The organism is Streptomyces sp. JNUCC 63, from assembly GCF_054366325.1.
In genome coordinates, this window is the sequence record NZ_CM135963.1 from 8,322,700 (window position 1) to 8,347,101 (window position 24,402).

The 24,402-nt window shown below is 69.6% G+C and carries 21 protein-coding genes and 2 pseudogenes; 7 read left to right on the forward strand and 16 right to left on the reverse strand.

The features are described 5' to 3' along the window. The first annotated feature begins 4 nt into the window (after positions 1 to 4). Positions 5 to 1,249, forward strand: a complete 1,245-nt coding sequence (locus ACX25U_RS38810; RefSeq protein ID WP_454386380.1) for an RNA-guided endonuclease InsQ/TnpB family protein — start codon at positions 5 to 7, stop codon at positions 1,247 to 1,249. 13 nt (positions 1,250 to 1,262) lie between these two features. Here the strand turns inward: ACX25U_RS38810 and ACX25U_RS38815 are convergent, their stop codons facing one another. The 11 genes and pseudogenes from ACX25U_RS38815 to ACX25U_RS38865 form a co-directional block, all read right to left on the reverse strand. After that, positions 1,263 to 2,807 (reverse strand): alpha/beta hydrolase, encoded by a 1,545-nt coding sequence (locus tag ACX25U_RS38815; RefSeq protein WP_454387073.1) that lies wholly within the window; start codon positions 2,805 to 2,807, stop codon positions 1,263 to 1,265. Positions 2,808 to 2,815: 8 nt separating this feature from the next. Continuing rightward, positions 2,816 to 3,841, reverse strand: coding sequence for a phosphatase PAP2 family protein (locus tag ACX25U_RS38820; RefSeq protein WP_454387075.1), 1,026 nt, complete (start codon positions 3,839 to 3,841; stop codon positions 2,816 to 2,818). Next, complete coding sequence (locus tag ACX25U_RS38825) at positions 3,831 to 6,407, reverse strand: ABC transporter permease (protein WP_454387077.1); 2,577 nt, start codon at positions 6,405 to 6,407, stop codon at positions 3,831 to 3,833. Before ACX25U_RS38825 ends, ACX25U_RS38820 begins: the two co-directional genes overlap by 11 nt. A gap of 56 nt (positions 6,408 to 6,463) precedes the next feature. Next, on the reverse strand, positions 6,464 to 7,240 hold the full coding sequence (locus ACX25U_RS38830) for an ABC transporter ATP-binding protein (RefSeq protein ID WP_454387078.1): 777 nt from the start codon (positions 7,238 to 7,240) through the stop codon (positions 6,464 to 6,466). Positions 7,241 to 7,428: 188 nt separating this feature from the next. Further along, the gene (locus ACX25U_RS38835) at positions 7,429 to 8,142 is read right to left on the reverse strand and encodes a response regulator (protein WP_454387080.1); all 714 of its coding nucleotides are present in this window, start codon (positions 8,140 to 8,142) and stop codon (positions 7,429 to 7,431) included. Further along, on the reverse strand, positions 8,135 to 8,329 hold the full coding sequence (locus ACX25U_RS38840) for a hypothetical protein (protein ID WP_454387082.1): 195 nt from the start codon (positions 8,327 to 8,329) through the stop codon (positions 8,135 to 8,137). Before ACX25U_RS38840 ends, ACX25U_RS38835 begins: the two co-directional genes overlap by 8 nt. A gap of 70 nt (positions 8,330 to 8,399) precedes the next feature. Continuing rightward, positions 8,400 to 9,617, reverse strand: a complete 1,218-nt coding sequence (locus tag ACX25U_RS38845) for an IS110 family RNA-guided transposase (protein ID WP_454394707.1) — start codon at positions 9,615 to 9,617, stop codon at positions 8,400 to 8,402. A 206-nt stretch (positions 9,618 to 9,823) separates the two neighbouring features. After that, on the reverse strand, positions 9,824 to 11,110 hold the full coding sequence (locus ACX25U_RS38850; RefSeq protein ID WP_454387083.1) for a sensor histidine kinase: 1,287 nt from the start codon (positions 11,108 to 11,110) through the stop codon (positions 9,824 to 9,826). A gap of 19 nt (positions 11,111 to 11,129) precedes the next feature. Continuing rightward, complete coding sequence (locus ACX25U_RS38855; protein ID WP_454386071.1) at positions 11,130 to 12,320, reverse strand: IS110 family RNA-guided transposase; 1,191 nt, start codon at positions 12,318 to 12,320, stop codon at positions 11,130 to 11,132. Between the two features lie 199 nt (positions 12,321 to 12,519). After that, entirely contained in the window at positions 12,520 to 12,858 is a 339-nt protein-coding gene (locus tag ACX25U_RS38860) for a hypothetical protein (RefSeq protein ID WP_454394859.1), read from the reverse strand. A gap of 79 nt (positions 12,859 to 12,937) precedes the next feature. Continuing rightward, positions 12,938 to 13,381, reverse strand: a pseudogene (locus tag ACX25U_RS38865) (endo alpha-1,4 polygalactosaminidase); the annotation flags it as partial. Positions 13,382 to 13,711: 330 nt separating this feature from the next. Here ACX25U_RS38865 and ACX25U_RS38870 point away from each other — a divergent pair. Continuing rightward, positions 13,712 to 14,134 (forward strand): annotated as a pseudogene (locus ACX25U_RS38870) (sensor histidine kinase); the annotation flags it as partial. Between the two features lie 238 nt (positions 14,135 to 14,372). Then, entirely contained in the window at positions 14,373 to 15,242 is an 870-nt protein-coding gene (locus ACX25U_RS38875) for an endo alpha-1,4 polygalactosaminidase (RefSeq protein ID WP_454387085.1), read from the forward strand. A gap of 150 nt (positions 15,243 to 15,392) precedes the next feature. Here the strand turns inward: ACX25U_RS38875 and ACX25U_RS38880 are convergent, their stop codons facing one another. Together ACX25U_RS38880 and ACX25U_RS38885 are read right to left on the reverse strand one after the other, a co-directional pair. Beyond that, the gene (locus tag ACX25U_RS38880; RefSeq protein ID WP_454387086.1) at positions 15,393 to 16,460 is read right to left on the reverse strand and encodes an integrase core domain-containing protein; all 1,068 of its coding nucleotides are present in this window, start codon (positions 16,458 to 16,460) and stop codon (positions 15,393 to 15,395) included. Positions 16,461 to 16,724: 264 nt separating this feature from the next. Then, positions 16,725 to 17,216 (reverse strand): N-acetyltransferase family protein, encoded by a 492-nt coding sequence (locus ACX25U_RS38885; protein WP_454387088.1) that lies wholly within the window; start codon positions 17,214 to 17,216, stop codon positions 16,725 to 16,727. Positions 17,217 to 18,328: 1,112 nt separating this feature from the next. Here ACX25U_RS38885 and ACX25U_RS38890 point away from each other — a divergent pair. From ACX25U_RS38890 to ACX25U_RS38905, 4 genes are all read left to right on the forward strand, one after another. Beyond that, positions 18,329 to 18,481 (forward strand): hypothetical protein, encoded by a 153-nt coding sequence (locus ACX25U_RS38890; protein ID WP_454387089.1) that lies wholly within the window; start codon positions 18,329 to 18,331, stop codon positions 18,479 to 18,481. A gap of 914 nt (positions 18,482 to 19,395) precedes the next feature. Next, positions 19,396 to 20,073: a hypothetical protein gene (locus ACX25U_RS38895; protein WP_454387091.1), complete on the forward strand. Its 678-nt coding sequence runs from the start codon at positions 19,396 to 19,398 to the stop codon at positions 20,071 to 20,073. A 31-nt stretch (positions 20,074 to 20,104) separates the two neighbouring features. Further along, a complete protein-coding gene (locus ACX25U_RS38900) occupies positions 20,105 to 20,662 on the forward strand; it encodes a SigE family RNA polymerase sigma factor (protein WP_454387093.1) in 558 nt (185 codons plus the stop codon). After that, complete coding sequence (locus ACX25U_RS38905) at positions 20,659 to 21,429, forward strand: hypothetical protein (RefSeq protein ID WP_454387095.1); 771 nt, start codon at positions 20,659 to 20,661, stop codon at positions 21,427 to 21,429. The genes ACX25U_RS38900 and ACX25U_RS38905 overlap by 4 nt, the downstream gene beginning before the upstream one ends. A 384-nt stretch (positions 21,430 to 21,813) precedes the next feature. Here the strand turns inward: ACX25U_RS38905 and ACX25U_RS38910 are convergent, their stop codons facing one another. From ACX25U_RS38910 to ACX25U_RS38920, 3 genes are all read right to left on the reverse strand, one after another. After that, a complete protein-coding gene (locus ACX25U_RS38910; RefSeq protein ID WP_454387096.1) occupies positions 21,814 to 22,512 on the reverse strand; it encodes a hypothetical protein in 699 nt (232 codons plus the stop codon). Between the two features lie 123 nt (positions 22,513 to 22,635). Then, a complete protein-coding gene (locus tag ACX25U_RS38915) occupies positions 22,636 to 22,977 on the reverse strand; it encodes a hypothetical protein (RefSeq protein WP_454387098.1) in 342 nt (113 codons plus the stop codon). 388 nt (positions 22,978 to 23,365) lie between these two features. After that, the gene (locus ACX25U_RS38920; protein ID WP_454387100.1) at positions 23,366 to 24,340 is read right to left on the reverse strand and encodes a helix-turn-helix transcriptional regulator; all 975 of its coding nucleotides are present in this window, start codon (positions 24,338 to 24,340) and stop codon (positions 23,366 to 23,368) included. Positions 24,341 to 24,402 lie beyond the last annotated feature (62 nt).

The window sequence follows — 24,402 nt, forward strand, 5'->3', positions numbered from 1 at the left end:
GGGTGTGCAGCTCCGCTACAACTACCGGACCTACCCGGACGCCTCCCAGCGCCGTGCGCTGGCCCAGGCGTTCGGATGCGCCCGCGTGGTGTGGAACGACTGCCTGCGCGACCGCAAGGAAGCGCACGCGGCGGGACTGCCGTACGTGAAGTCGGCGGAGTTGTCCCGGCTGCGCATCACCCAGGCCAGGCGCACCGAGGAACGGGCCTGGCTCGCCGATGTGTCAGCGGTCGTCCTGCAGCAGTCCCTGCGGGACCTGGACACCGCCTACAAGAACTTCTTCGACTCGATCAAGGGCAAGCGACAGGGCCGCAAGGTCGGCCCTCCCCGCTACAAATCGAAGAAGGACACCCGGCAGTCGATCCGCCTCAACACCAACGCCTTCTCCCTCCAGGACGACGGCACGGTGTATGTGGCCAAGGTCGGCAACCTCAAGGTCAAGTGGTCCCGCCGGCTGCCGGCCGCGCCCACGTCCCTGACCGTCACCAAAGACAGCGCCGGCCGGTACTTCCTCAGCTTCGTCGTGGACACCGAGCCGGACATCCTCCCCGAGGCGGAGACGGAAGCCGGTATCGACCTCGGCCTGTCCGCCTTCGCCGTCCTGTCCGACGGCCACAAGATCGACAGCCCCCGCTTCCTGCGCCGGGCCGAGAAGAAACTCAAGCGCCTCCAGCGGGGCCTGTCCCGCAAAACCAAGGGATCGAAGAACCGGGCCAGGGCCCGCATCAAGGTCGCACGCCAGCACGCCAAGGTGGCCAACCGGCGCCGGGACTGGCACCACAAGGCTTCCACACAGATCATCCGCGATAACCAAGCGGTGTACGTGGAAGACCTCGCGGTGTCCGGCCTCGGTCGCACCCGGCTCGCCAAGTCCGTGCACGACGCGGGATGGTCCGCGTTCGTCGGCATGCTTCAGTACAAGGCGGTCAAGCACGGCCGCACCTTCGCCAAGGTGGGCCGGACCTTCCCGTCCTCTCAGGTCTGTTCGGCCTGCGGCTTCAGGGACGGTCCCAAGCCTCTGCACGTCAGGGAGTGGACGTGTGGCGAGTGTGGCACCGTGCACGACCGCGACCACAACGCAGCCCGCAACGTCCTGTTCGAAGGACGCCGAATCGTCGCCGCCGGACGGGTGGAGACGCTAAACGCCTGTGGAGTGCCGGTAAGACGGGCACACGTGCCCGCACAGCGCGTTGAAGCAGGAAGCCCCCGGAAGGGTCAGACGACCCGGGCCGGAATCCCTGGACTTTAGGCCAGGGAGCACGTCAATGGTCCTCGTCCGTGTCCTTGGACACGGCGCAGGTGGTGTCCTGCTCGGGGAGTGTGCCGGTGGCCAGATAGCCGGCGACGGTGTCGTCGACGCACCGATTACCACTGGGGTAGACGGCGTGGCCGGTCCCGCCTGCCGCCGTGAGCATCCGGGAGCCGTGCAGTGCCTTGTGCATGGCCTGCCCCTGGGGTAGCGGAGTGAAGCTGTCGAACTCGTTCTGCACGATGAGTGCGGAAAGGCGGTTGTTCACCTTCGTGGCCGGCTCCAAGGACCGGTCCCAGAAGGCGCACGGTTTGACGTTCGAGACGATGTCGCCTGTCAGCGGGTAGTGGCGCAGGCTCTCGGCGACGTCCTTGCGGTACTGCTCCGGCTCATGGGGCCACGCGGCGGAGTTGTCGTTGCACACCACAGCCGCGAAGCTCGCGGCGGAGTTGTCGAAAGGAACGTCCGTGCGTGCACTCGCGTCGCTCGGGGTGGCGACGGCTGTGCCGGAGGCCGCCTTGCCGGATGCCGCCTTCCTCAGTTCCACCACTGTCCTGGCGGTCAGTTCCGGTTCGTCGACGTGCAGTGCGCCGCGGATCTCGTCGGGGCCGTAACGGGTGCCGTCCAGCTCGACGGGCTCCTGACGTGCCTGCTCGACCAGGTCCCAGAACGTCTGCGCGACCTTCTCCGCAGTGGTGCCGAGCCCGTACGTCTCGTGGCGCGCCGCGGTCCATACCGCCCACCGGTCGAAGGCACGGTCCGCCTCTTCCGCCCATGACTGGATCATGCCTCGCCAGACATGGTTCGGGTCGACCGCGCTGTCGAGGACGAACCGGTCGGTGTGTCGGGGGAACATCTGGGCGTAGACGGCGCCCAGGTAGGTGCTGTAGGAGTACCCCAGGTAGGAGATCTTCTGCTCGCCCAGGACCGTGCGCAGCAGGTCCAGGTCGCGAGCGGTGTTGCGGGTCGTGATGTGCGGCAGGTTGCTGCCGCCGTTCTTCCGGCATGTGTCGGCGAAGTCGCGGGCCCAGGCGACATCCTGGTCGAAAGTTCTCTCGTGGTAGGGCCGCATCCACTCCTGGTCCGCGTCGGGCGTCAGGCCGCAACTGAGGGGAGCGGACCGGCCGACACCTCGTGGGTCGAAACCGATGAGGTCGTATTGCTCGGTGGCGAGTTCCGGCAGGGTGGCCGACATCGTCAGCGGCCTGCTGAGGCCGGATTCTCCAGGCCCTCCGGGGTTGGAGAGGAGCACGCCGTGCCGGCGGCCCGGTGCTGTGGCGGCGATCCTGGAGACCGCTATGCCGATCTGGTCTCCTTCGGCGTCTTGGTAGTCCAACGGCACCTGGAGCGTGGCGCAGCGGAAGGTGTCGGGTTTGTCGGGGGCGCAGCGCTTCCAGTTCAGCTTCTGGCCGGTGAGCCTCGCCGGGAGGGCGGTGGTCGTGCCGGCGCCGGTTGAGGTCTGCTGTGCGGTGGCGGGAGGGGCGACGGCCGGTACTGTCGGAACAAGGGGCAGGGCGGTGACCGCGGAGAGTGCGACGGCGGGAAGACGGTGTGTCATGGGAGGGATCATTCCTTTCCAGAACGGGACAGCCGATGGGCCCGTATGAGGTGGCGGTGGTGTGCGAGCCGGCTGTTGCCGGTGCGGGGGGCGGGCACTGGGAGGGTGGGCATCCGGTGTGGATGAGCGCCGTACCAGCGGCGGGTGGCGGTGAAGCCGAGTGCGAGACACACGAGACCGCCGACGGCATCGAGCCAGAAGTGGTTGCCGGTGGCGATGATTACGAGGAATGTGACAAGGGGGTACAGCGTCCCGAGGGTCTTGGCCCAGGAGGAGCGCGCCAGGAGCACCAGGACGCTGCCGCACCAGGCCGACCAGCCGATGTGCATGGACGGCATGGCCGCGTACTGGTTGGTCACTGCCGCCATGTCGCCGGATGCCAGGGAGCCCCAGGTGCCATGGGCGATGACGGTGTCGACGAACTCGGCGCCGTGGAAGAGCCGGGGCGGAGCGAGCGGGATGAAGTAGTAGCCGATGAGCGCGGTGGCCGTGGTCAGGAAGAGTGCGGTACGGACGGCCGCGTACCGTCCGGGTTGTGTGCGGTAGACCCACACGAGGACGCCGAGGGTGACGATGAAGTGAAGCGTGGCGTAGTAGTAGTTCATCGGCACGATGAGCCAGGTGATGCCGTTGAGCGCGTGGTTCACCGATGTCTCGAAGGCGAGGCCGAGTGAGTTCTGGAGGTCCCACACCCACTGGGAGTTGCGCTGAGCGGCCGTTGCCTGCTCGGGGACGGCGTTGCGGATCAGGGAGTAGATCCAGTAGCTGACCGCGATGAGCGCGACCTCCTGCAGGAGGTGGGGCCGGCGCGTCGTTCGCGCCCTCCTGAGCAGGGCGCGTACGACGGACGGTGCGGCGGTGCCCGGCGTCCCTGTGGTGACGAGGCCCTCCGTCCGGCTGTGCGGGCCATCCGGTGCGCCCGGCTTGTCACCTGGTGCGTGCCGGGCCTTCTTCCGGCCGAGAGGTGCCCCTGGGCACGCGTCGAGCGGTGCGTCGGAGTGGCGGTGTGCGTCCGCCGTCGTGTTACTGGGCATTGATCGCCCGCAGCATGTTCAGACGGGTCGCCCGCCGCGCGGGCCAGACCGCCGCCAGGACCCCTACCGTCAGGGCGAGCAGGAGGAACAGGCCGGTCAGGTGCCAGGGCAGCACGGTCTGGTACGTCGTCAGCGAGGACCGGGCGAGGCTGCCGCACGCCCAGGCGAGGAAGATTCCGGTGCCGATGCCCAGGACCGCGCCGAACAGGGAGATCACCACCGACTCCAGGCGCACCATCTGCTTGATGCCCCGGTTGTCGAGGCCGATCGCGCGCAGCAGTCCGATCTCCCGGGTGCGCTCGATGACCGACATCGCCAGGGTGTTGATGACGCCGAGTACGGCGATGACGACGGCCATGCCGAGCAGTCCGTACATCATGTTGAGCATGACGGCGATGGTGTCGGACTCCGCCTTGGTCAACTGTTCCTGGTTCTGCACCTGCAGCAGCGGACTGTTGCCGAGGGCCTGACGGATGTCCTGGTCGAGGCCGCCGGTGTTCCGGCCGGACGCGGCCTTGACCAGAATGCTGTCGAGCTTTCCGCCTTTGGTATGCGGAAGGATGTCGCCCATGGTGCCCAGGGCGTCGCCGACGACGCGGGTGTATTGGTAGACGCCGGCGACGGTGAGTTGTCTGTGCTGATCGTCGGGGAGCAGCATGCCTTCGAAGGTGTCGCCTTGTGACAGGCCCTTCTGCTCAGCCAGTTTGTCGGAGAGCAGGACCTTTCCGGGGGCGAGGTCCTTGAGCGAGCCGCTGCTGAATCGCAGGTCGGAGACCTTACTGAGCTGTTGCGGGTCCGCGCCGGTGATGCTGGTGAACGTGCCGTCCACTTCCAGCCCCGCGGAGGCGACGGATGCCTTTGCGGCGACGCCCGGGACTCCTGCGACCTTTGCGCCGAGTGCGGGATCGAGGCCTTCGAAAGCGGTGTTGGTCACCTTGTAGTCCGCGGTCATACCGCGGACCGCCTCGTCCTTGAGAGCGGCGTCCATGGAGTGGCCTGCCACGCTCAAGGCGGTGATCAGGGTGAGGCCGATCATCAGGGCCGAGGCGGTGGCGGCGGTGCGGCGCGGGTTGTGCAGCGCGTTCTCTTTGGCGAGCTTGCCGCTGACGCCGAAGGGCCGGGTGGTGAGCGCGCCGGCGAGCCGGACCAGTGGCCGGGACAGCAGCGGTGCGAGCACGATCATGCCCGTCAACGTGAGCACCGAGCCGAGCACGGCGGCCATGAGGTTGTCGTCGGCCCCGTCCTTCTGCGTGGAGACGTACAGCAGGATGAGGACACCCGCAGTGGTGAACAGCGCGCCGTGGCTGTTGCGGAGCACCATGCTGCGCTGTCGCGGCGTCTGGTCGACGTTGCTCAGCGCCTCGACCGGGGCGACCTTCGCGGCGTTGCGGGACGGCAGCCAGGCGGCCAGTACGGTCACGCCGACGCCGGTCACCAGGGACCACACGAGAGCGCTCGTGGAGATCACGAGGGGGCCGGCCGGCAGGCCCGCGCCGCTCGTGTTGAGAAGCGGCCTCAGAACGGTCGCGATACCCAGGCCGAGTACGAACCCGGCCGCGGAGGAGACGAGTCCGAGAAGCCCGGCCTCGATGAGAACCGCGCGGACGACCTGGCGACGCGAGGCCCCTACCGCGCGGAGCAGGGCGGTCTCCCGGCCGCGCTGCGCGACCAGCATGGTGAAGGTGTTGGCGATGAGGAAAGCGCCGACGAAGAGCGCGATCCCGGCGAAGACCATGAGTATCCAGGTGAATTCCTTGGTGCCCTCGGCGATTTCCTCCGCCTGGTCGCGGGCGAGTTGCGCTCCGTCGGTGACCGTGACGCCCGAGGTGGGCAGCAGTTCGCGGATCTTGTGGGTGAGCGCCCGGTTGTCGGTGCCGGGCGCCGAACCGATGGCCAGCTCGTCGACCTGGCCCGCCTGCAGGAAGAGCTGCTGTGCGGTCTTGGTGTCGAAGAGCGCGAGGCTGCCACCCGCGGTCACGCGGGGGTCATCGGTGTCGACGATGCCGACGAGCTTTTTGGACAGGGCGGGGCCGTCGATGGCGAAGCGGACGGTGTCACCGAGGGCGTAGCCGGCCTTCTCGGCGGTACGGCGGTCCAGAGCGATCTCTGCGCCGCCGCTGGGAACGCGTCCGGCACGGAGGGGGAAACGGCTGTCCTCTCCGCCGTGCCGGGTGTCCGGCACGTAGTTGGTCGCCAGGTTCTCCCAGCCGGTCTCGGCGTTCAACGGCCGGCCGTCCTTGGCGGCCAGGGTCACGCTGCCGTTGACGATGGGGCGCACGGACGTGACACCGGGGACAGCACGGACCTTGTCGACGACAGCGCTGGTGAGCGCCGTGGACCGGTCGTCGTCCGCCTCTGTGCCGGAGGAGGCCGGCTCGGACTCGGCCTGTACGGATACGTCGACGTCCTTGAGATTCCTGGTATAGGCGCCGCGGTAGGCACTGACGACGCTGTCGCTGAAGACGAGCGTGCCGGAGATGAAGGCGACGCCGAGCATGACCGCGAGAACCGTCATGCTCAGCCGGGTTTTGTGCGCGAAGACATTGCGCAGAGCTGTACGCAGCATAGGAAGTAAGTCCTGGAGAAGTGGCGGACGGCCGGACGGGGAGCGGGACGGACGGCTCAGTTCGCGGGCGCCTTGACGTCGAAGCGCCGCATCCGGTCCAGGACGTTCTCGGCGGTCGGTGTGAGGAGTTCATCGGTGATCCGACCGTCGGCGAGGAACACCACACGGTCGGCATAGGCGGCGGCCATCGGGTCGTGGGTGACCATCACGACGGTCTGGTGCATCTCCCGCACCGAATACCGCAGAAAGTCGAGGACCTCGGAGCCGGAGCGTGAGTCCAGGTTGCCGGTCGGTTCGTCCGCGAAAATGATCTCTGGTCGGGACGCGAGGGCGCGGGCCACAGCGACGCGTTGCTGCTGGCCGCCGGAGAGCTGAGAGGGGCGGTGGCTCAGTCGCCCGGAGAGGCCGACGGTCGCGACGACGGTGTCCAGCCACTGCTGATCGGGCCTGTTGCCCGCGATGGCCAGTGGCAGTGTGATGTTCTCCAGCGCCGTCAGCGTGGGCAGCAGGTTGAATGCCTGGAAGACGAAGCCGATGCTGTCCCGGCGCAACCGGGTGAGCTGCCGGTCGTTCAGGCCGGACAGCTCGGTGTCGCCGATCCTCACGGAGCCTGTGGAGACCGAGTCGAGGCCTGCCATGCAGTGCATCAGAGTCGACTTGCCGGAGCCGGACGGCCCCATGATCGCAGTGAACCGGCCGCGCCCGAATTCCACCGAGACCGAGTCCAGGGCGACGACCCGGGTCTCACCCTGCCCGTAGATCTTGCTCAGCCCTGTGGCCCGGGCGGCGGGGCCGGAGAAGGAGTGGGCGGGGGCGGATGCCTGCGTCGGCATGGCGGCTCCAGAAGAACGAGGAAGCGAGTGTGCGACTGCTTCTCATCCTCGATGCGCCGGACTGCCGTACCGTCGGCCTCAGGGTGTGGATCAGGCGCCTGTCGAATGTCGGGTGCGCAGGTGCGCGTACTACCCAGGGAGGGCGGCCGTCTCTGTCGTTCGGCAGAGACGGTAGGCGGAACCGCAGGTCAGGAGAGCAGACCCGACTGGTAGGCCAGGACCGCAGCCTGGACCCGGCTGTCGGTGCCCGTCTTCTCCAGGATGGCGCTGACGTGGGACTTCACCGTACCCACGCCGATGCCCAGGCGACGTCCGATCTCCAGGTTGGCGAGGCCCTGGCCCAGCAGCGCCAGGACGTCGCGTTCCCGTCCGGTGAGCGCGGCGAGCCGCTGTTCGGGGCCGGTATCGGATGCCGGCTGCGAGCCTCCCCTTCCCCCGGGCCTGCTGGAATCGCCGTGGAGCATGCGCTCGATGACGGAGCCGGTGACACCGGGGGAGAGGACCGCATCGCCTGCGGCGGCGGCTCGTACCGCGCTGATCAGCTCCTGCGGGCCTTCGTCCTTGAGCAGAAAACCGGTGGCGCCGGACCGGAGGGCACGCATGACGTTCTCCTCGTCGCCGAACGTGGTGAGCATGACGACCTGCGGCCGGGGACGGAGTGGGAGGAGTCGCTCGATCGCGGCGAGCCCGTCGAGCACCGGCATCCGGATGTCGATCAACGCCACGTCGGGACAGGCCTCGGTGGCGACGCGCACGGCCTCCTCGCCGTTCGCCGCCTCACCGACCACCTCGATTCCCTCGGCATGACGCAGGATCAGCCGGACACCGTGCCGGATCATCTCCTCGTCGTCAGCGAGCAGCACTCGGATCGGGCGGCTGCCGGAAGGGGGAATCTCAGTCATGTGAACTCTCATGCGACGCCTGCGACATCACCGGCACGGTGAAGCGATCGATGGCGGCCAACGTGTCGCCACGGAAACAGTAACGGGTGATCCTGAGATGCCCGGCGCCCTCCTCGGGCCACCGGACAGCGGACTTCGCCGTCCCCGAAGCCTTGCTCGACGGTGCGAAATCCTCGCCGTCCGACACCGGGGGGGTGCCTCTATGGGGTTCGTCAACCCTGTCGTGCCGGGTTTGAGGTGATTCGCCGGGGTGGGGTTCATGTGGCGAGGACGGTGGTCCTGGGATCGCGGGGTTCGTAGAAGGTGCCGTCGCGGAGCATGGCGAACAGGACGCTGATGCGGTGGCGGGCGAGGCGGAGGAGGGTCTGGGTGTGGGTCTTCCCGCGGGCTCGCTGGCGGTCGTAGTAGGTGCGGGAGGCGGGATCGGCGTTCATGCAGGCGAAGGCGGAGAGGAACATGGCCCGTTTGAGCTGCCGGTTGCCGCCTCGGGGTGCGTGTTCGCCGTGGATCGAGGTCCCCGAAGACTTCGTGGCCGGGGCGAGGCCGGCGTAGGAGGCGAGGTGGGCGGCGGTGGGGAAGCTGGTGCCGTCGCCGACGGTGACCAGCAGCACGGCGGCGGTCCTGACGCCGACGCCGGGCATCGAGGTCAGGACCGGGGAAAGAGGGTGTGCCTCCAGCAGGGCATTGATCTGGGCTTCCAGGGCCCGTCGCTGTTCGTGGACGGCTCCCAGCGAACGGGCCAGAGACGGGATCACGATGTCGAGGGTGCCGGTCCCGGGCACGATGACGGTCTGCTCGTCGAGGGCGTCGAAGACGTCGTCAATCAGCCGGACGGCCATGCGCGGGGCCTTGGGGCGGATGGCCTCGACGAGTCTGCGGCGGCCGGCTTTGCGCAGGGCGGCCGGGGAACCGTAACGCTCCAGGAGCCAGGTGACGGCCTGGTGGTCGAGGCGGGGGCCCAGGACGCGCTCCAGGCTGGGGTGGAACTGGGTGAGCAGGCCGCGTATCCGGTTGGAGGTGCGGGTGGCCTCGGCCGCGAGGTCCTGGTCGAAGCCGACGAGCACGGTCAGCTCGGCGGTGATCTCGTCGGTCAGCTCCAGCGAGCGCAGGGTGTGCGGCATGGTGCGGGCCGCGTCCGCGATGACCGCGGCGTCCTTCGCGTCGGTCTTCGCCTCGCCCGGGTACAGGTCGGCGATCCGGCGCATCGCCAGTCCGGGCAGGTAGGCGACCTTGCAGCCGGCGTCGCGGGCGACCGTGAGCGGGAGGGCGCCGATGGAAGCGGGCTGGTCCACGATCACCAGCACGGTGCCGAACTTGGCGATCAGTTTGTCGAAGACCGCCCGCAGTTTCGGCTCACTGTTGGGCATGGCCTTGTCGAAGACCTTCTTGCCGGCCGGGGTGAGCCCGTGCCCGTGGTGGGCGCTCTTCCCGACGTCCATGCCGAGGAAGACGCCCACGTTGCCGGTGTCGAACATCGCACCCTTCCAGGGGAGTTGACTTCGTCTGACCTCGGCTTCGGTGTCGTACGCGCGCATCCACGTTATGCAGACCTGCCGCCCGCGAGCTGCCCGGCATTGCGCCGGACCGGACGGTGGCCGGACCTCTCATCAGCGTCTCCGACGGCACCTCCCGGGCCCGGTGACACCACCCCCCAGGTCATCCGATCGACAGGGGGACACAGTCATGCCGGGCCCGGAGGCCAGCGGCCCTCTTGCAGGACCGCGAAAAACATAACGGGGTAGATACAGCTCGTCGCAGACTTCGGGCGGGCCGGCTCCCGGCCCGTCGCCGCCGCACGAACTTCCGTGGCGTCTCCAAAAATGGCGAGCTCCACCTTTTCGCGGGACATCCCGATCCGAGGCTGCTCCTGGACATCGGGGGTGTCGGGCTGCGGCTGCAAGCTGCTGACCAGGACGAGGCCAAGCAGCATCAGCCCGCCCACACCCGCGAGACCGAGGATTCCGGCCAGGGCGCTCACCACAGCGCGCAGGACGACGGCCGGGCGGCCGGAGCCCGCTTCGGCCGGCGCTTCGGCCGGTGAGGCGCCCGCGTCGGAGAGGACCGCTCCCGGGTTCGGCCGCGTCGGCATGCCCGCCGTCACCGCGAAGCCTCCGGCCGGCGTCGGGCCCGCCTTCAGAGTGCCGCCGAGCAGGCCCACCCGCTCCCGCAGCCCGACGAGGCCGCGCCCCGAACCCAGGCCGGCCGCGGCCTCCGGTGCCACGGGCGGAGGCTCGTTGCGCACGAGCACGTCCACACGGTCGTCGGTGTGCGTGACCGTCACGGTGACCTGCGCCCCGGTGGCGTACCGGTGCACATTGGTCAGTGACTCGCGCACCACACGGTGTACCGCACGCCGGACCTGGGCCGGGCGCTCATTCAGGTCGGGGCCGTCCCAAGTGAGATCGACCGGTATGCCGCCCCGGCGTGATTCCTCGGCCAACGCCTCGACATCGGGCCGGGTACCTGTGGCGTCGGTCAGGGCACCGGCGCCGGTGTCCCGCCCCAACGGGCCCAGGATCCCCAGCACTTCCCGGAGCTCACGCATCGCCTCTCCGGCGGCCTGGCGCACCAGCGACGCCTCGTCGCGCAGTTCGGGTGACTCCTTCTGCAGTGCCATCTCCAGGCCGCCCGAGTGCAGCGAGACCAGGCTGAGACGGTGGCCGACCAAGTCGTGCATCTCGGCGGCGATCCGGGACCGCTCATGAATCCGGGACTCGCTGTCGGCAAGCCGGTGGGCCGCCTCCGCGGCGGCGGCGCGTTCGCGCAGCGCCCACAGCAGCCGCTCCCGCTGTCTCTTCGAGATGCCGACGAGCCCCGGCACGACCAGCGTGGTGGCGGCGAGCACGCCTCCCACAGCGAGTCCGAACCTGTGACTGCCGAGCCCGATGAGCGGGGCGAAAACGGCGCCGGACAGCATCGTCGGAATCGCTGACGCCAGCAGCACAGCGGTCCGGTGCCGGTGGACCACCCACCTCCTAATGATGTTGTCAAGCCGCAGCAGTGACAGGGAGGTTGCTTTGGTAGCACTGTCCGTCACGGATGAGAGCCCACAGGACGTTCACGCGTCGCCGGGCCAGGGCGAGGACGGCCTGGGTGTGCCGCTTGCCTTCGGCGCGCTTGCGTTCGTAGAAACGACGCGACTGGTCGCAGCTGCGGATACTGATCAGCGCGGAGGTGTAGAAGACGCGTTGCAGCCCACGGTGATAGCGCTTGGGCCGGTGCAGGTTGCCGCTGATGTTGCCCGAGTCCCGGGGGACCGGAGCGACTCCGGCAAGGCTGGCCAAGCGGTCAGCGGTGCCGTAGCGGCTCATGTCGCCGGCGGTGGCGGCGAGGAACTCGGCGCCCAACAGCGGGCCGATGCCGGGCATGCTGGAGATCACTTCGGCGAGTTCGTGGTCGCGAAACCGGGCCGCAATGAGCTTGTCGATCTCGGTGATCTGCTCGTTGAGGCTCATCGCCTCCTTGGCTAGGGTGTGGATCACCTGCGCCGTGATCTTCTCCCCGGGGACGGCGGTGTGCTGGCGCTCAGCCGCTTCCAGGGCGACCTCGGCCAGGACTTCGGGACTGCGGGCGTTGCGGTTCCGCAGCCAGGTCTCCAGGCGCCTGCGGCCGGTTCGGCGCAGAGCGGCCGGCGTCTGATAGCCGGTCAGCAGAATCAGCGGCCCGACGTTGCCCAGGTCGAGGACTCGCTCCAAGGCCGGGAAGATGCTGGTGAGTTGGCCGCGCAGGCGGTTGATCCGACGGGTGCGGTCGGCGTTCAGGTCGGCCCGACGACTGGTGAGGATCCGCAGTTCGATGGCGTGCTCGTCGTCCGGCTTCAGGACGGTCAGGTCCCGGCGCATCCGGGCCTGGTCGGCGATGACGGTGGCGTCCTTCGCGTCGGTCTTGCCCATGCCCCGGTAGCCGGCCGAAGCCCGGTTAACCGCCAGGCCGGGTATGTAGACGAGGTGCTGGCCGTGGTTGAGCAAGAGGCTGATCCACAGTGCGGCCATGCCGTCGGCGACGTCGACCGCCCAGACCACGTCCTCGTCGAGGGCCAGCACATCGGCGAGCAGGGCCAGCAGCTCCGGCTCGTCGTTCAAGACCCGTCGCGACAGCAACCGTGCTCCCTCCGCGTTGAGGACCACGCAGTGGTGATGGGTCTTGCCGATGTCCGTACCCGCCCAGATCTGGGCCACCTGTTCCTCCGGTCGTTCGATGACGCTCTGTTCTCCCGGACGACCTCGCCGGCGTGGTCCTACTCAGCGATCCGCTCGGAGGCGTTCGCAGCTCCTAATCAGCGGCCGAGTCGTCGTGAGACACCGGGCGGCCAGGTGGATGGAACCATCGAGGGCAACCGCTTGGAAGCCATACCCGGTGTCTCTGGGTCTCTGGACCTTACGACGGCCCGTCCAACCCACGAACAAGGTAGGACCGCTTGGCGGTGGTGTACGCGATCACGGCAGCCGGCAACCCGGCGGCGCACAGCAGGCCCAGGACGGAGGCCACGCCCAGCAGGCTCACGACGGGGTAGCGACGGCGGACGGCGAACAGGGCGAGAACGACAGCACCGAGAGCAAACTGCATTCCACCGGGGAACGAGTCGTACAGGTCTCGCACGACCTGCTGGGTGAGGATCATCAGAAGCCCGCCACCGGCCACTTCCGCGAGCGCACGCCGTATTCCTCGGCTCTGCTCGCCGGGGGCCGCGAAAGGACTGCGGGAGGTGAGGGTCATCAGTCGATTGTGGGGGGAGAAGGTGCGTCCGCCACACCGTCCCCGGACGGTGTGGGGCCGGGACCAAGACCCGGGTGGTGCGGTTGTCGGCGAGCTCCGAGGTGTTCTTCTGGGCGATGGCCAGGCCGTCCGCGTGGGCGCGGGCGGACAGCAGCTTGATGAAGGCCTGTGCGTGGTCCGCGGTCAGGCGCTTCCCGGAGCGGGTGTAGCTGTCGTAGTTGTCGGGCTCGACGGCCTGGAAGCCCTTGTCCCGGCAGCTGTCGATCAGGGCCCCGATCTTGACGGCGATCCGCTCGCGCTTGGCGTCGGTGCTGATGTCGAGGAGGGCCTCTCCCCAGTCCTTGTCGTAGACGACCTTGCCCGCGGAGTCGCGCAGCAGCAGGTCCGAGGCCCATTCGCCCTCGGCTCCCGGCTGGGCCTGGAAGGCGTTGACATAGCAGATGTTGTACAGGCCCGCCGCCGGGGAGGCGGTGTGGTCACAGGTGACCACCGTGACTCCGGCCGGCGGGGTGTGGGCGTCTCCGAATCCCCCGGATCCACCACACCGGCCACAACGCCCAGTCAAGAAGCACCCAGAAAACCTGCACAATACGCAGATCAGAATCACCAACCCCAAAGGTGAAAAACATCCGGAAAGCCACCGCTTCGCTCCCCACCGGTGTACAGCGCCGCACACCCCCTGCCAGGCCGGCGCCCGCCGCGAGGCGGCGGCACGTCACGCCCTGCGTTCGGTCATGGAACGCCAGGTCACCGCACAGATTGCCTGCTCACCACCGGCGAACCAGCCCCCCCGGGGGTCATCCGCCATGTGCCAAGGAGTCGAGGTAGGCGGCCAGGCGCTGCTGCCACCCGGCGTGCCCTGTCGGACCGGGTGGCCCCCGATGTACGGGCCGACGAGGACGTGCCGCAGGTCCGGGGCAGCCGCGGCCAACTGGCCCGTGTCTTCGGCAACCTCCTGGACAACGCCCAGCGGCACACCGCCACCGCGATCACCGTGACCCTGGTCCGCGCGGGCGACGACGTCGTGCCCACCGTCGCCGACGACGGCCACGGCATCGCGCTCGCCGACCGCCCCCGGGTCTTCGAGCGCTTCGTCCGCCTCGACGAGGCGCGCAGCCGCGACGACGGCGGGGCCGGCCTCGGGCTGGCCATCGCACGGGACGTCGTACGCAACCACGGCGGGGACCTCACCGTCACCGGGGCGCCCGGAGGTGGCGCCGCCTTCCTGGTCACCCTGCCGCGGGCACCGCTCGGCGCCGGCGGCGGCCACACCTGACCGCGCCCCGCGCCGCCGCCGGACGCCCGCCGGCCCGGCCCGGCCCGGGGGCGGCGCAAATCGGTCGCGACGGCTTTGATATCGTCACGGTGTCGGACCGCCCAGCACCGTCGCGGTTCGCGGAACCATGGCATTCCCAGCCGGTAACACGTGCCTTCGAACCGTCAGCCCGGACCCAGTCGGCAGGACCACGCGCGTCCGAGGCGGGGCATGCTCTCCCGTCCAGAGGCAGACCGTCATGCGCAAGTCCCGGGCCGGCTCCCCCCGTGCCACCGTGCCCCTCTCCGTCGTCATCGCCGCGGCCTCCCTCGCCGCCGCCGCCGGCTGCTCCGGCACCGCCGGCACCGACGCCGACGCGGGCACCTCCCCGAAGACCTCGGCGGCGAAGGTGTCCGCGCCGCCCGTCCACGCCGGCATCGACTACCAACTCGGCGGCGCCTACACCCCGCCGAAGGGCGTCTCCGTGGTCTCCCGCGACCACACGGCGTCACCCGCCGCGGGCCTGTACAACATCTGCTATGTCAACGCGTTCCAGGCCCAGCCCGACGCGGAGGGGGAATGGGACGCCGACCTCCTGCTGCGGGATGGCTCCGGGAAGGTCGTCATGGACGAGGACTGGGGCGAGGCGATGCTCGACATCGGCACCCCGGGCAAGCGCGCGCGGATCGCCGAGAAGGTGGATGACTGGATCGACGCCTGCGCCGACAAGGGATTCGACGCCGTCGAGCCGGACAACTACGACAGCTACACCCGCGCCCCGCACGGACTGCTGACCGCCGCCGACGCCGAGGCGTTCCAGACCCTGCTCGCCCGCCACGCGCACGCCCGGCACCTCGCCATCGCTCAGAAGAACACCCTCGAACTCGCCAAGGACAGCAAGCGGGTCGGCCTCGACTTCGCGGTGGTGGAGGAATGCGGACAGTACGACGAATGCGGGTCCTACGTCGACGCGTTCGGCGACCACGTCATCGTCATCGAGTACACCGAGAGGGGCATGAAGAGGGCCTGCGCGGGCTGGGGCGACCGGATCAGCGTCGTCCGGCGGGACCTCGACGTCGTCCCGGTCGGCCACGACGGCTACGTGCGCGGGACCTGCGACCACTACTGACGACGGTTCTCAGGGGCGAGCTGGTCAGCAGGCCGAGTGCGCGCCAGGAGGGGGAGTCCGGTTCGGTGGTGTAGACGCACAGGCTGGTGTCGGGGTCCGTACCGCTTCAAAATGGCTTCACGGCTTCTGAACTGCGTCGGTCTCGGGTGGTCAGCTTGCCGGGCGGTACTCGTTGATGAGGCCGGCGACGGCTTGTCGGCGTTGGATTCGGGCCGTGGGGAAGGGGATGACCTTCGGGTCGTCGAGGGGAGCAAGCTGATCTCGGCCTTGGTGAGGCCGATGTCGGTTGAAGTGGGTCGCGTACTCGTGGAGGATCTTCTCGGCGTGGCCGTGGCCGTAGATCAGGAACCGGTCGGTGCACTCCTCCCGTGCGGAGCGGACGAAGCGTTCGGCGTGCGGGTTGCAGTCCGGGCTCCTCGGCGGGATCTTGGCAACGGTGATGTCCTCGCTGACGAAGACGGCGTCGAAGGCGGCAGTGAACTTCGCATCTCGGTCGCGGATCAGGTGGGTGAAGTCCGAGACTCGGTCGTCGAGTTGCCACAGGAGCTGTCTGGCCTGCCGGGTGGCCCGGGCGGCGGTGGGGTGGGCGGTGACGCCGAGGATGTGGACGGTGCGGGTGCGGACCTCCATGACGAACAGGGCGTACAGCCGCTGCAGGCCGATGGTGTCCACATGGAAAAAGTCGGTCGCGAGCAGGCCGTGGGCCTGGGTCTTGAGGAATGCGGTCCACTCTCGGCCGGCTGGTTGTCGTCGCGGTGCCGGGCCGAGGCCGGCTTCGCGCAGGACGCGGCGGATGGTCGCGGCGCTGACCTTGTGGCCAAGTCGGCGCAGCTCGCCGTGGACGCGGCGTGCGCCCCAGCGGGGGTCCTCGGTGCCAAGCCTGATGATCAGGTCGCGTAGCTCGTCGGGTATCGGTGGTCGACCCGGCGAGGGCGGCTGGCTCCATTTCTCCCTGACCAGCCGCTGATGCCAGGTCAGCAGGGTGCGCGGGGAGACGATCCGGTGCCCGCCCAGCAATCGGGGCAGCAGCCGGGCGAGTGCGGCAAGCAGTGCGCGGTCCGGCCAGGTGGGCTTCGGTGCGGCGACCTGGCGGCGGAGCACGGCGACCTCGTGCCGCAAGATCAATATCTCGACGTTCTTTGCGGCGGAGGATCGGCCCAGCAGGGCGAGCCACGCGAAGATCCGCGTAGCGAACAGGTAGATCATCCGTACGAGCACGAGACCCGATCATGCCGGATGGTCGTCCGGCCGGGCGCATCACCCGAGGTCAGCCGCTGTGAAGGGGTTTTGCAGCACTACGGGGCCAGTACCGCCAGCGCCTGCGGGTCTCGGTTGCCATGTGACCCAGCTTCATGGGCTCGGCCTGGAGGTTCCGGGGCGCGCAGTTCTCGCGGCTCATGAGCGTGGGCAGGTCTCATGGCTGCTTGGCTCTCACCGAGCCATGAGCGTGGGGGACCGGCTGATCGACCGGTACGAATAGGGTCAGGTGCCCAGGTCGTGATACATGACGTGCAGTCCGACCGGACCCAGCGTCGGATGCCGAAACGCACCCGGGACGGTGCCGATGATGGTGAACCCGAGGCGCTCGTACAGTCTGACGGCGGGCGTGTTCGAGGCCGCGACCGCGTTGAACTGGACGCCGGCAAAGCCGCAGGTCGAGGCCCAGTTGAGCAGATACTCGCCCAGTGCTTGACCGACACCTTGGCCGCGCGCTTCAGAGGCCACCATGAAGTTGCCGCTAGCGATGTGGGAACCGGGACCGGGCCGATTGGGATACATGTTCGAGGTGCCAAGCACTCGCTGGTCCTCTACGGCCACCACGACGTGTCCCGGGGACGGTACCACCCACATGTCGTGTGCCTGCGCTTCAGTCTGGAGGGGGTCGTAACAGAAGGTATCTCCCTTACGGACAATCTGCTCGATGATCGGCCAGACCTGCGGCCAGTCATGTTCCTCGAACGCCCGGATTTCCATCCGCCGTAGGCTAGCGACGGCGTTCAGCCCTTTCGATCGAATTTTTCTGTGGCGAAGCAATGGCTGCTCGCGATCACTGACAAGTTCATCAGCGGGTTGTGGCCGAGGCCATGCCGGGCCAGGGCCGGCCGGAGACCTACCCGTGGCACCTGACCCTGGAAGTGGCCGCGTCAGCCGTCAGCCGGCGCGATCACCGTGGGCCATGAGCTGCCCTCGGACAGGTTACTTGGCCTGCCCCCGTGCCGGCGGAGACCCGGGGGTTGCCGTGCTCGCTCTGGGAGCGGCAGCTCCTTCAGTGTTCGCGACGGACCATGGCCAACGGTCTCTCGCTGTGACGGTCGGCCTGGTAGCCGTATGGCTGCTCGGTCTGACAGTGACGGCCCTGCGCTGCCCGTTGTTGTGGCGAACGACCAAGTCCACCCGGCACCCGGACATCCCGCCGGGTCCACCTACCGGAACCGCGCCGTGAGCCGTTGCACGGATGGCTGAGAACTTGCCGCTACTCGACGTCGGGGACTGGGGCGATGCCTGTCGGGCAGGACGCCCCCAGTTCGTCTCAAACGAGGTACTTAGCTTGACCCCCGTCCCAGCCGATCGCCGCCGCCCGCGTCTACATCCGTCATCGCCCGTCCCGCTCCCGCATCCCTTCGGTGCGGCGCCGTCCTTCAGGTGCCGCGCGTAGGAGCCGGAGCAGCAGCCGAGGCCCCCGACCAGAGCACCGGCCACGACGGCCCGACCACGGTCACGAAGCGACAACACCCCCGCCGACCGGGCCGACAACCCAGCCGACAACCCCTCCCACAACACACCGCACCCCGGCCGCGCGTTGGCGTAGGAACCGCAGGTCACCACACCACAGTGGCCGTGGCCGGCAGGCCGACATTCCCCTCTGCACACCCCCGCGCTCGCCCCGGAACAGAAAAAGAACAGGTGACAGGGGACGGCGGGCGGAACGGGCGGGCGTGCCGCCGGGGGATCGGGGCGCGCCTGGCGTCCCTTGCGCGTCGGCGGCCGCCTCCGCGCAGCGCCGGGCGCCCCGGCGCATCGAGAGCCGGGGCAGGGGGCCGGCGGGCGCGGTGTCAGGGCGCAGCGCCCGCCGGCCCGGTGTCCTCTTGCTCGAGCAGGGTGCGGGCTTCGGTGACGGCGCGCCGCCCACCTCGCGCGACACCGCCGTGTTCACGCGCGAGGTGGGCGGCGAGCCCGCAGCGGTATCCGCCGGCCTCGCGCAGCGCTTCGAGAGCGAGTGCGACGGCCTGGTCGCGTAGTTCGCGCCCGGTCCCTGCCCAGCAGAGCGGTGTCCACGTCCTCGCGTCGTGCGGCCCAGAACGCCTCGATGGCCTGCTGGTCGAAGTAGTGCGTGTGACCCACCGTGCGCGCCACCTCCGGATGATGTTGCTCTGCGGGCTGTTCATGGCGCTGAGCGTACCAGCGGGCGACCGTTGCAGCCGACGCCCCGGTCAGATTCCTGATCCACGCCCGGCTGACCACCCACCGCCCCTCATGCACTCGACCCGGTGCGGCCCCTTGCGCCGACCTCGCCGCCCACGACCGCATCGCCGGCTTTCTGCCGCCCAAAGTCCTCGCCCGCGTGGCGCTGCTGTCCGCGCTCACCCATCTTGCCGCCGACATCGACGCCACCCAGATCATCGGCAACATCTCTTGCGCGATCTCCTGCGGCATCTGCTGCAGGATTTCTTGCGGCATCTCTTGCGCGAGTCTTCCCGCCGGTCTCGCAGCGCCGCAGGTCACCAGGCCTAAAACGGTGTGGTCGGCGAGCCGATCACCGTACGCCCGCAGCGGCTGGCAGCGCGGCCTCCCTGGAGTCGCTCCCAGATCCGCAGGGGTTTGTCCTGTGCTGCCGCGGCGAGCCGGCCGTCCGCGAGGTCCCCGACGAAGCGGAGTTCCTCGGCCGGGCAGGTGATCAGGTCGAGGTGGGTGGCGGCGACGTCCCACCCTGACCCCGAAGCGCCGAAGTCAGTAAGCGTGCAGGGATGCTGCGAACCGATGTTGCGCGGGCGTGCAACCCGCCGTGAGTGTTTGGGAGTACCTACGAGCGGATGTCCAAGCCGCGGCCACCGCTCCTGGTGGTCGCGGCAGGTCGGCACGCGGGCCCAGCGCGCCGGCCGTCGAGGACCGCCCGGCGTGGTGTCGGGCGGCAGCTTTGAAGGAGAAAAGCTCCGTGGCTCTCAGTTTTGCCAGGAAGGCAGCCATAGCGGCCGTCGCGGTCGCCGCGCTCGGAGGGATCTCGTTCGGTGCCTCCGCGGTCGCGACGGCGTCGGGCCCGACCGCCCACCCGGTGTCCGCACCCGTCTCCGTCGTTGCCAAGCGGTCTGCTTCCGCTCACCAGCAGGTGCCACAGGTGGTCACGCAGGTGATCGGCAAGGGCCGGGTGGACGGGCACCGTTGGTCGGTGGCGTTGGAGTTCCACCGGACGCTGCCCCAGGGCTACGCCCTGCCCACGCTTCCCGACGGGACCACGGCGCCGGGCACATCGCTGTTGTGCCAGCGCATGTTCATCGGCGGCGTCCGCATCGACCACCAAGGCGGCCCCTGGGCCGACTGCCAGCCCGTCACCGGCACACACGACCCCCGCCCCTCAGGGGGAATGGGGCTGTGGGGCTTGCACGACAAGGGCCTCAGCGGCAGCCGGCTGATGGTGTCCAACCCCGAGGCGAACGTCGCCTACGGCGTGGTCTCCCTCTCCGACGGCACCCGGGTGAAGGCCACCACGGTCACCGTCCCCGGCACCACCTACCGCGCCTGGGCCGCACCCATCCCGAACGGACAGACCATCACCGCGGTCGACCAGTACGACGCCCACCACCACCGCCTCAGCCACGACACCAACTGGCGCTGACCACCCAGACGAAGGACGGGCACCTCCTACCGTGCAGCCAAGTGACCGCAGGGCCGCGGACAACGGACCGGACTCGGAGTTCACCCGGTTCGTCGCCGCCCGCTGGCGGGCCCTGACCCACACCGCGTACCTGCTCACCGGCGACTTCCACGAGGCGGAAGACCTGGTGCAGACGACGCTGGCGAAGGTGTACCCGCACTGGCAGCGACTGGAGCCAGAGCGCGCCGAACACTACGTTCGGCGTGCACTGGTCAACACCAACCGCAGCCGGCATCGCCGCCGCAGGATCACCCACCTCCTTCTCCCATCACTGCCCGACACCCGCCCCACCCACGACGACGGGGCGGGTGTCGGGAGCGTGGACGTGTACGACGCCCTGGCCCGCGAGCTCGCCGACCTGCCCGAGCGACAGCGGGCGGTCGTAGTGCTGCGCTACTGCGAGGACCTGTCCGTCGAGGAAGTGGCAGACGTCCTTGGCTGTTCAGTCGGCACCGTGAAGAGCCAGGCGTCCCGGGCCTTGGCCAAACTGCGCAGCCGTTCGACTCTCGCCCGCAACTACCTACCCAGCCGCCCTGCAGAGGCACGATGACTCCCGACCACGACCAAGAAGACTGGCTACGCGCCGCCTTCGCCCGGTCACGCGACGCCTACCCCTCGTCCCAGGCCCCCGTCGACCAGATCCTGACCGCCGCGCGCGCCCGCAGGAAACGCCGCCGGGCCGCGGCTGCCGTGGCCAGTGCCACCTGCGTCCTCGCCCTCGGCCTGGCAATTCCGTTCCCAAAGCCACTGCCTAGTGCCGTCGGCCCTGCCCGCCAGCCCTCGCCCGCAGCGAGCCCCACCTTCACCCCAACTCCCAGCACGGTCAGTGTCCGGGTGGCCGAGGGGACGACAGACGGGCACCGTTGGTCGGTGGCGTTGGAGTTCCACCGGACGCTGCCCCAGGGCTACGCCCTGCCCACGCTTCCCGACGGGACCACGGCGCCGGGCACATCGCTGTTGTGCCAGCGCATGTTCATCGGCGGCGTCCGCATCGACCACCAAGGCGGCCCCTGGGCGGACTGCCAGCCCGTCACCGGCACACACGACCCCCGCCCCTCAGGGGGAATGGGGCTGTGGGGCTTGCACGACAAGGGCCTCAGCGGCAGCCGGCTGATGGTGTCCAACCCCGAGGCGAACGTCGCCTACGGCGTGGTCTCCCTCTCCGACGGCACCCGGGTGAAGGCCACCACGGTCACCGTCCCCGGCACCACCTACCGCGCCTGGGCCGCACCCATCCCGAACGGACAGACCATCACCGCGGTCGACCAGTACGACGCCCACCACCACCGCCTCAGCCACGACACCAACTGGCGCTGAGGTCGTCTGTGTTCTGCCGGCATCCTGGGCAGCCTTCGTGTGGTACGCAAAGCAGCAGCAGTAGATCCCAGGAAAGCCGGTCCTTGGTTATCTACCCCAGGGGTGTTCCGTCGAATCGAGCACCCTGGCCGACCGTCACGTGGCCCTTGCCGCCGACGCGGGGGTGTTCACACCTGCGGCTCGTGTGAGCTTGGTGCCTGCCAGCCGCGCGCTTGGAGGTGCGGCGATGGCCGGTCCGCGGCGGTGTGTGCTGCTGCGGGGTGTGGTGGCGGGCCATGCCGTGCCGGCCATCGCCTGCGGCATCCGGCCCGCAGGGGGCCGTCGAGCCCATGCCGGGTGCCGCGCTGTGGGGGCGGTGGGCGCCGGGGTGTGCACCGCCGGTTTCTACCTTCGGGGACTGCGTTGGGTGGCCTGTTCGAGGATGCGTCGGCGTGTCCAGCGTCGGCGGCCGCCCTTCTCGGTGAGTGCGTCGGGGGTTTGCAGCAGGGGCAGGTTGCCCTGGGAGAGGCTGCTGGAGAAGGAGTTGACGCTCTTGAAGCCGAGCAGGGCGGCCGCCTGTGTGGCGCCCAGGAGTTCGTCGGGGTCGCCGTCGGCGGGAACGTCGGGGAGGGCGGGGGCGGTGCGCTGGGTGCCGGTGCGTTTGCCGCGGCCGGGGCGGGTGGCCATCCAGTCCAGCAGCGTCTGCACCCGCCACAGCTGCCGCCGGTAGGGGTTGGCGGGGGTGCCGAGTTCCTCGACGGCGTCCGGGTCGGGGAAGTACCCGGGGTGGTCGCGCACATAGGTGGTGACCTGGTTGGGGTTCTTGTAGCCCAGGAACCTCGAGGCCTCCGCCGCGTTCAGCAGGTCCTCCGGATCGCGCTGGGGCGGCGTGTGCGTGCGCAGCCGGGCGCCCTGGCGGTTGGCGAACCAGGCGGTGACCTCGGCGTGGTCCCACAGGCGGGCGCGGCCGCGCGTGCCGGCGATCTCGGGGAAGCCGTTTGCGGCGCGGTCGTTGTAGAGCATGCTGATCCGCGCGGGGGAGAGGTCCTGCTCGGCCGCGATCTCGGCAGCGTCGGCCAGGCGCGGCTCACGGCGCGGGGTCATGGCGCACATCCGTCCTGTGGGGAGGAGAGCCGGCCTGCCCGGCCCCTACTTCTTATAATGGCAGGAGTTTGGGGGCGCGGCCCAGCCCGCCCGGCCGGGTTTTCCGGGCGGCGGGCTGTCTTCTCACGTCTCCGGGATGAGGCAGACACCGCGGCGGGCGGCGTCCTCGGCCATGTCCGAGTAGGCCATGGCGGCCGGGGTGAGCTCCCACTCGGCCAGGGTCAGCAGCAGGAGCAGCTCGCCGCGGTCCAGGCAAGCGTCGCCGGGCAGGACGGCCGCGGCCGTCGCCGCGACGAGGCCGGCGGTGGGCAGGTCGCCGAAGCGCGCTGTGACGGCCTGGCGCAGGTCCTCGAGGCCCTGCTGGTACAGCTCGTTGGCCTCGCGCAGGAGCGGCAGCAGGTCGGCGTCGTGGCTGGCCGGTGCGGCGGCGGCGAGGTCGAGGAGGCGCTGGGTGGTCGTCATCATGAGCAGTATGCCTCCCTGGGGGCGGTGAGAAAGAGGGGGCGGAAGGTGGTGGCCGGCTGCAGCCGTCACAGGCGGAGGCGTGGTGGGCGGCGAGGCCGGCCGCCTTGCGGGGCGGCTGCTGCAGGGCGCGGCGGACCCGCTGCTCCAGCAGGTCCATGTCGGGGCCGTCGTCGGGGTAGATGATGCCGGGCTCAGGCGCGGGGGGCCGGCGGCCGGCCTCGATCAGGTCGGTGATGCGCCAGTCGGTGCGGAAGGTGTCGCCCCGGCCGTGTTCGACCAGCGCATACGGGTCGGCGAGCCTGGGGCGCCGGGCGATGGCCGGCAGCAGGTCACGCTTCGAGGCGAGCACGCACAGCGAGCAGGAGCAGCTTTTCCGAACGGTGGGTCGCTACTGCGGCAGTTCTTCCGGTTTTCGTTGGGCGGCTGCGGTGAGCTGGTCGGCCAGGGTTTTGAGGGCCTGTCGTAGCTCGTCGGGGTGGTGGATGGTGAAGGGCCATTCCAGGGAGGCGAGCAGGTGTGCCATGCCGTCCAGCCGTTCCGCCCGTGCGTGCATGAGGACGCCGGTGGGCTGGGCGGTGAGGGTGACGGCTGAGCGGGGCAGCCGGCGGGCGATCGCATCGAGGGGGCCGTGGATCGTCACCTCGACCTGCCAGCGGTAGGGCCCCTTTGCCAGGGTCGAGGCCAGGTGGGTGACGGGGTCGAAGCCGTCCGGGGCGGTGAAGCGGTGGGTTCGGGGGGTGACGGAGGCGATGCGGTCGATGCGGAAGGTCCGCAGGCTGGCGCGGAGGTGGTCGTGGCCGACGACGTACCAGCGGCCGGTGTGGAAGACCACGCCGTAGGGGTCGATGTCGCGTTCGGTGCGCTCCTGGCGCCAGGACTGGTGGCTGATGCCGACGGTCGTGCGGGCGCGGGAGGCCTGGGCCAGGGCCAGCAGGACGCCGGTTCCGGGTGCCTGCCCGATGACGGCGTTGGCGGTGAACGAGAGGGTCTCCCGCATGGCGGCCAGCGGTTCGCGCAGGGCGTGCGGGAGCACCCGCTCGATCTTGGCCAAGGCACCGGCACTGGCCGGCGCGGCCGTGCCCATGCCCAGACGTTCCGCGGCCAGCAGGCCCAGGACGACGGCGAGAGCCTCGTCGTTGGTGAGGACCAGGGGCGGCATCCGGTAACCGCGGGCCAGTCGGTAGCCGCCGTAGCGGCCGCGTTCGGCCTCCACGGGGATGCCCAGTTCCCGCAGGTGGGCGATGTACCGGCGCACCGTGCGGACGTCGGTGCCCAGGCGGTCGGCCAGCTGCGCCCCGGTGAGCTGGGCGTGTGACTGGAGGAGTTCCAGCAGGGTCAGCACACGGGTCAGGGGATGCGACATGGATGACTCGGCATTTCAGGGCGGGATCTGTCCTGTATTGACTCTACGCTCCCCGCAGGACC

Coding starts and splice junctions, on each gene's coding strand:
- ACX25U_RS38815 (WP_454387073.1), bottom strand. CDS start 2,807: ATGACACACCGTCTTCCCGCCGTCGCACTCTCCGCGGTCACCGCCCTG.
- ACX25U_RS38820 (WP_454387075.1), bottom strand. CDS start 3,841: ATGCCCAGTAACACGACGGCGGACGCACACCGCCACTCCGACGCACCG.
- ACX25U_RS38825 (WP_454387077.1), bottom strand. CDS start 6,407: ATGCTGCGTACAGCTCTGCGCAATGTCTTCGCGCACAAAACCCGGCTG.
- ACX25U_RS38830 (WP_454387078.1), bottom strand. CDS start 7,240: ATGCCGACGCAGGCATCCGCCCCCGCCCACTCCTTCTCCGGCCCCGCC.
- ACX25U_RS38835 (WP_454387080.1), bottom strand. CDS start 8,142: ATGACTGAGATTCCCCCTTCCGGCAGCCGCCCGATCCGAGTGCTGCTC.
- ACX25U_RS38845 (WP_454394707.1), bottom strand. CDS start 9,617: ATGTTCGACACCGGCAACGTGGGCGTCTTCCTCGGCATGGACGTCGGG.
- ACX25U_RS38860 (WP_454394859.1), bottom strand. CDS start 12,858: ATGACCCTCACCTCCCGCAGTCCTTTCGCGGCCCCCGGCGAGCAGAGC.
- ACX25U_RS38875 (WP_454387085.1), top strand. CDS start 14,373: ATGCGCAAGTCCCGGGCCGGCTCCCCCCGTGCCACCGTGCCCCTCTCC.
- ACX25U_RS38885 (WP_454387088.1), bottom strand. CDS start 17,216: ATGGAAATCCGGGCGTTCGAGGAACATGACTGGCCGCAGGTCTGGCCG.
- ACX25U_RS38905 (WP_454387095.1), top strand. CDS start 20,659: ATGACTCCCGACCACGACCAAGAAGACTGGCTACGCGCCGCCTTCGCC.
- ACX25U_RS38910 (WP_454387096.1), bottom strand. CDS start 22,512: ATGACCCCGCGCCGTGAGCCGCGCCTGGCCGACGCTGCCGAGATCGCG.
- ACX25U_RS38915 (WP_454387098.1), bottom strand. CDS start 22,977: ATGATGACGACCACCCAGCGCCTCCTCGACCTCGCCGCCGCCGCACCG.
- ACX25U_RS38920 (WP_454387100.1), bottom strand. CDS start 24,340: ATGTCGCATCCCCTGACCCGTGTGCTGACCCTGCTGGAACTCCTCCAG.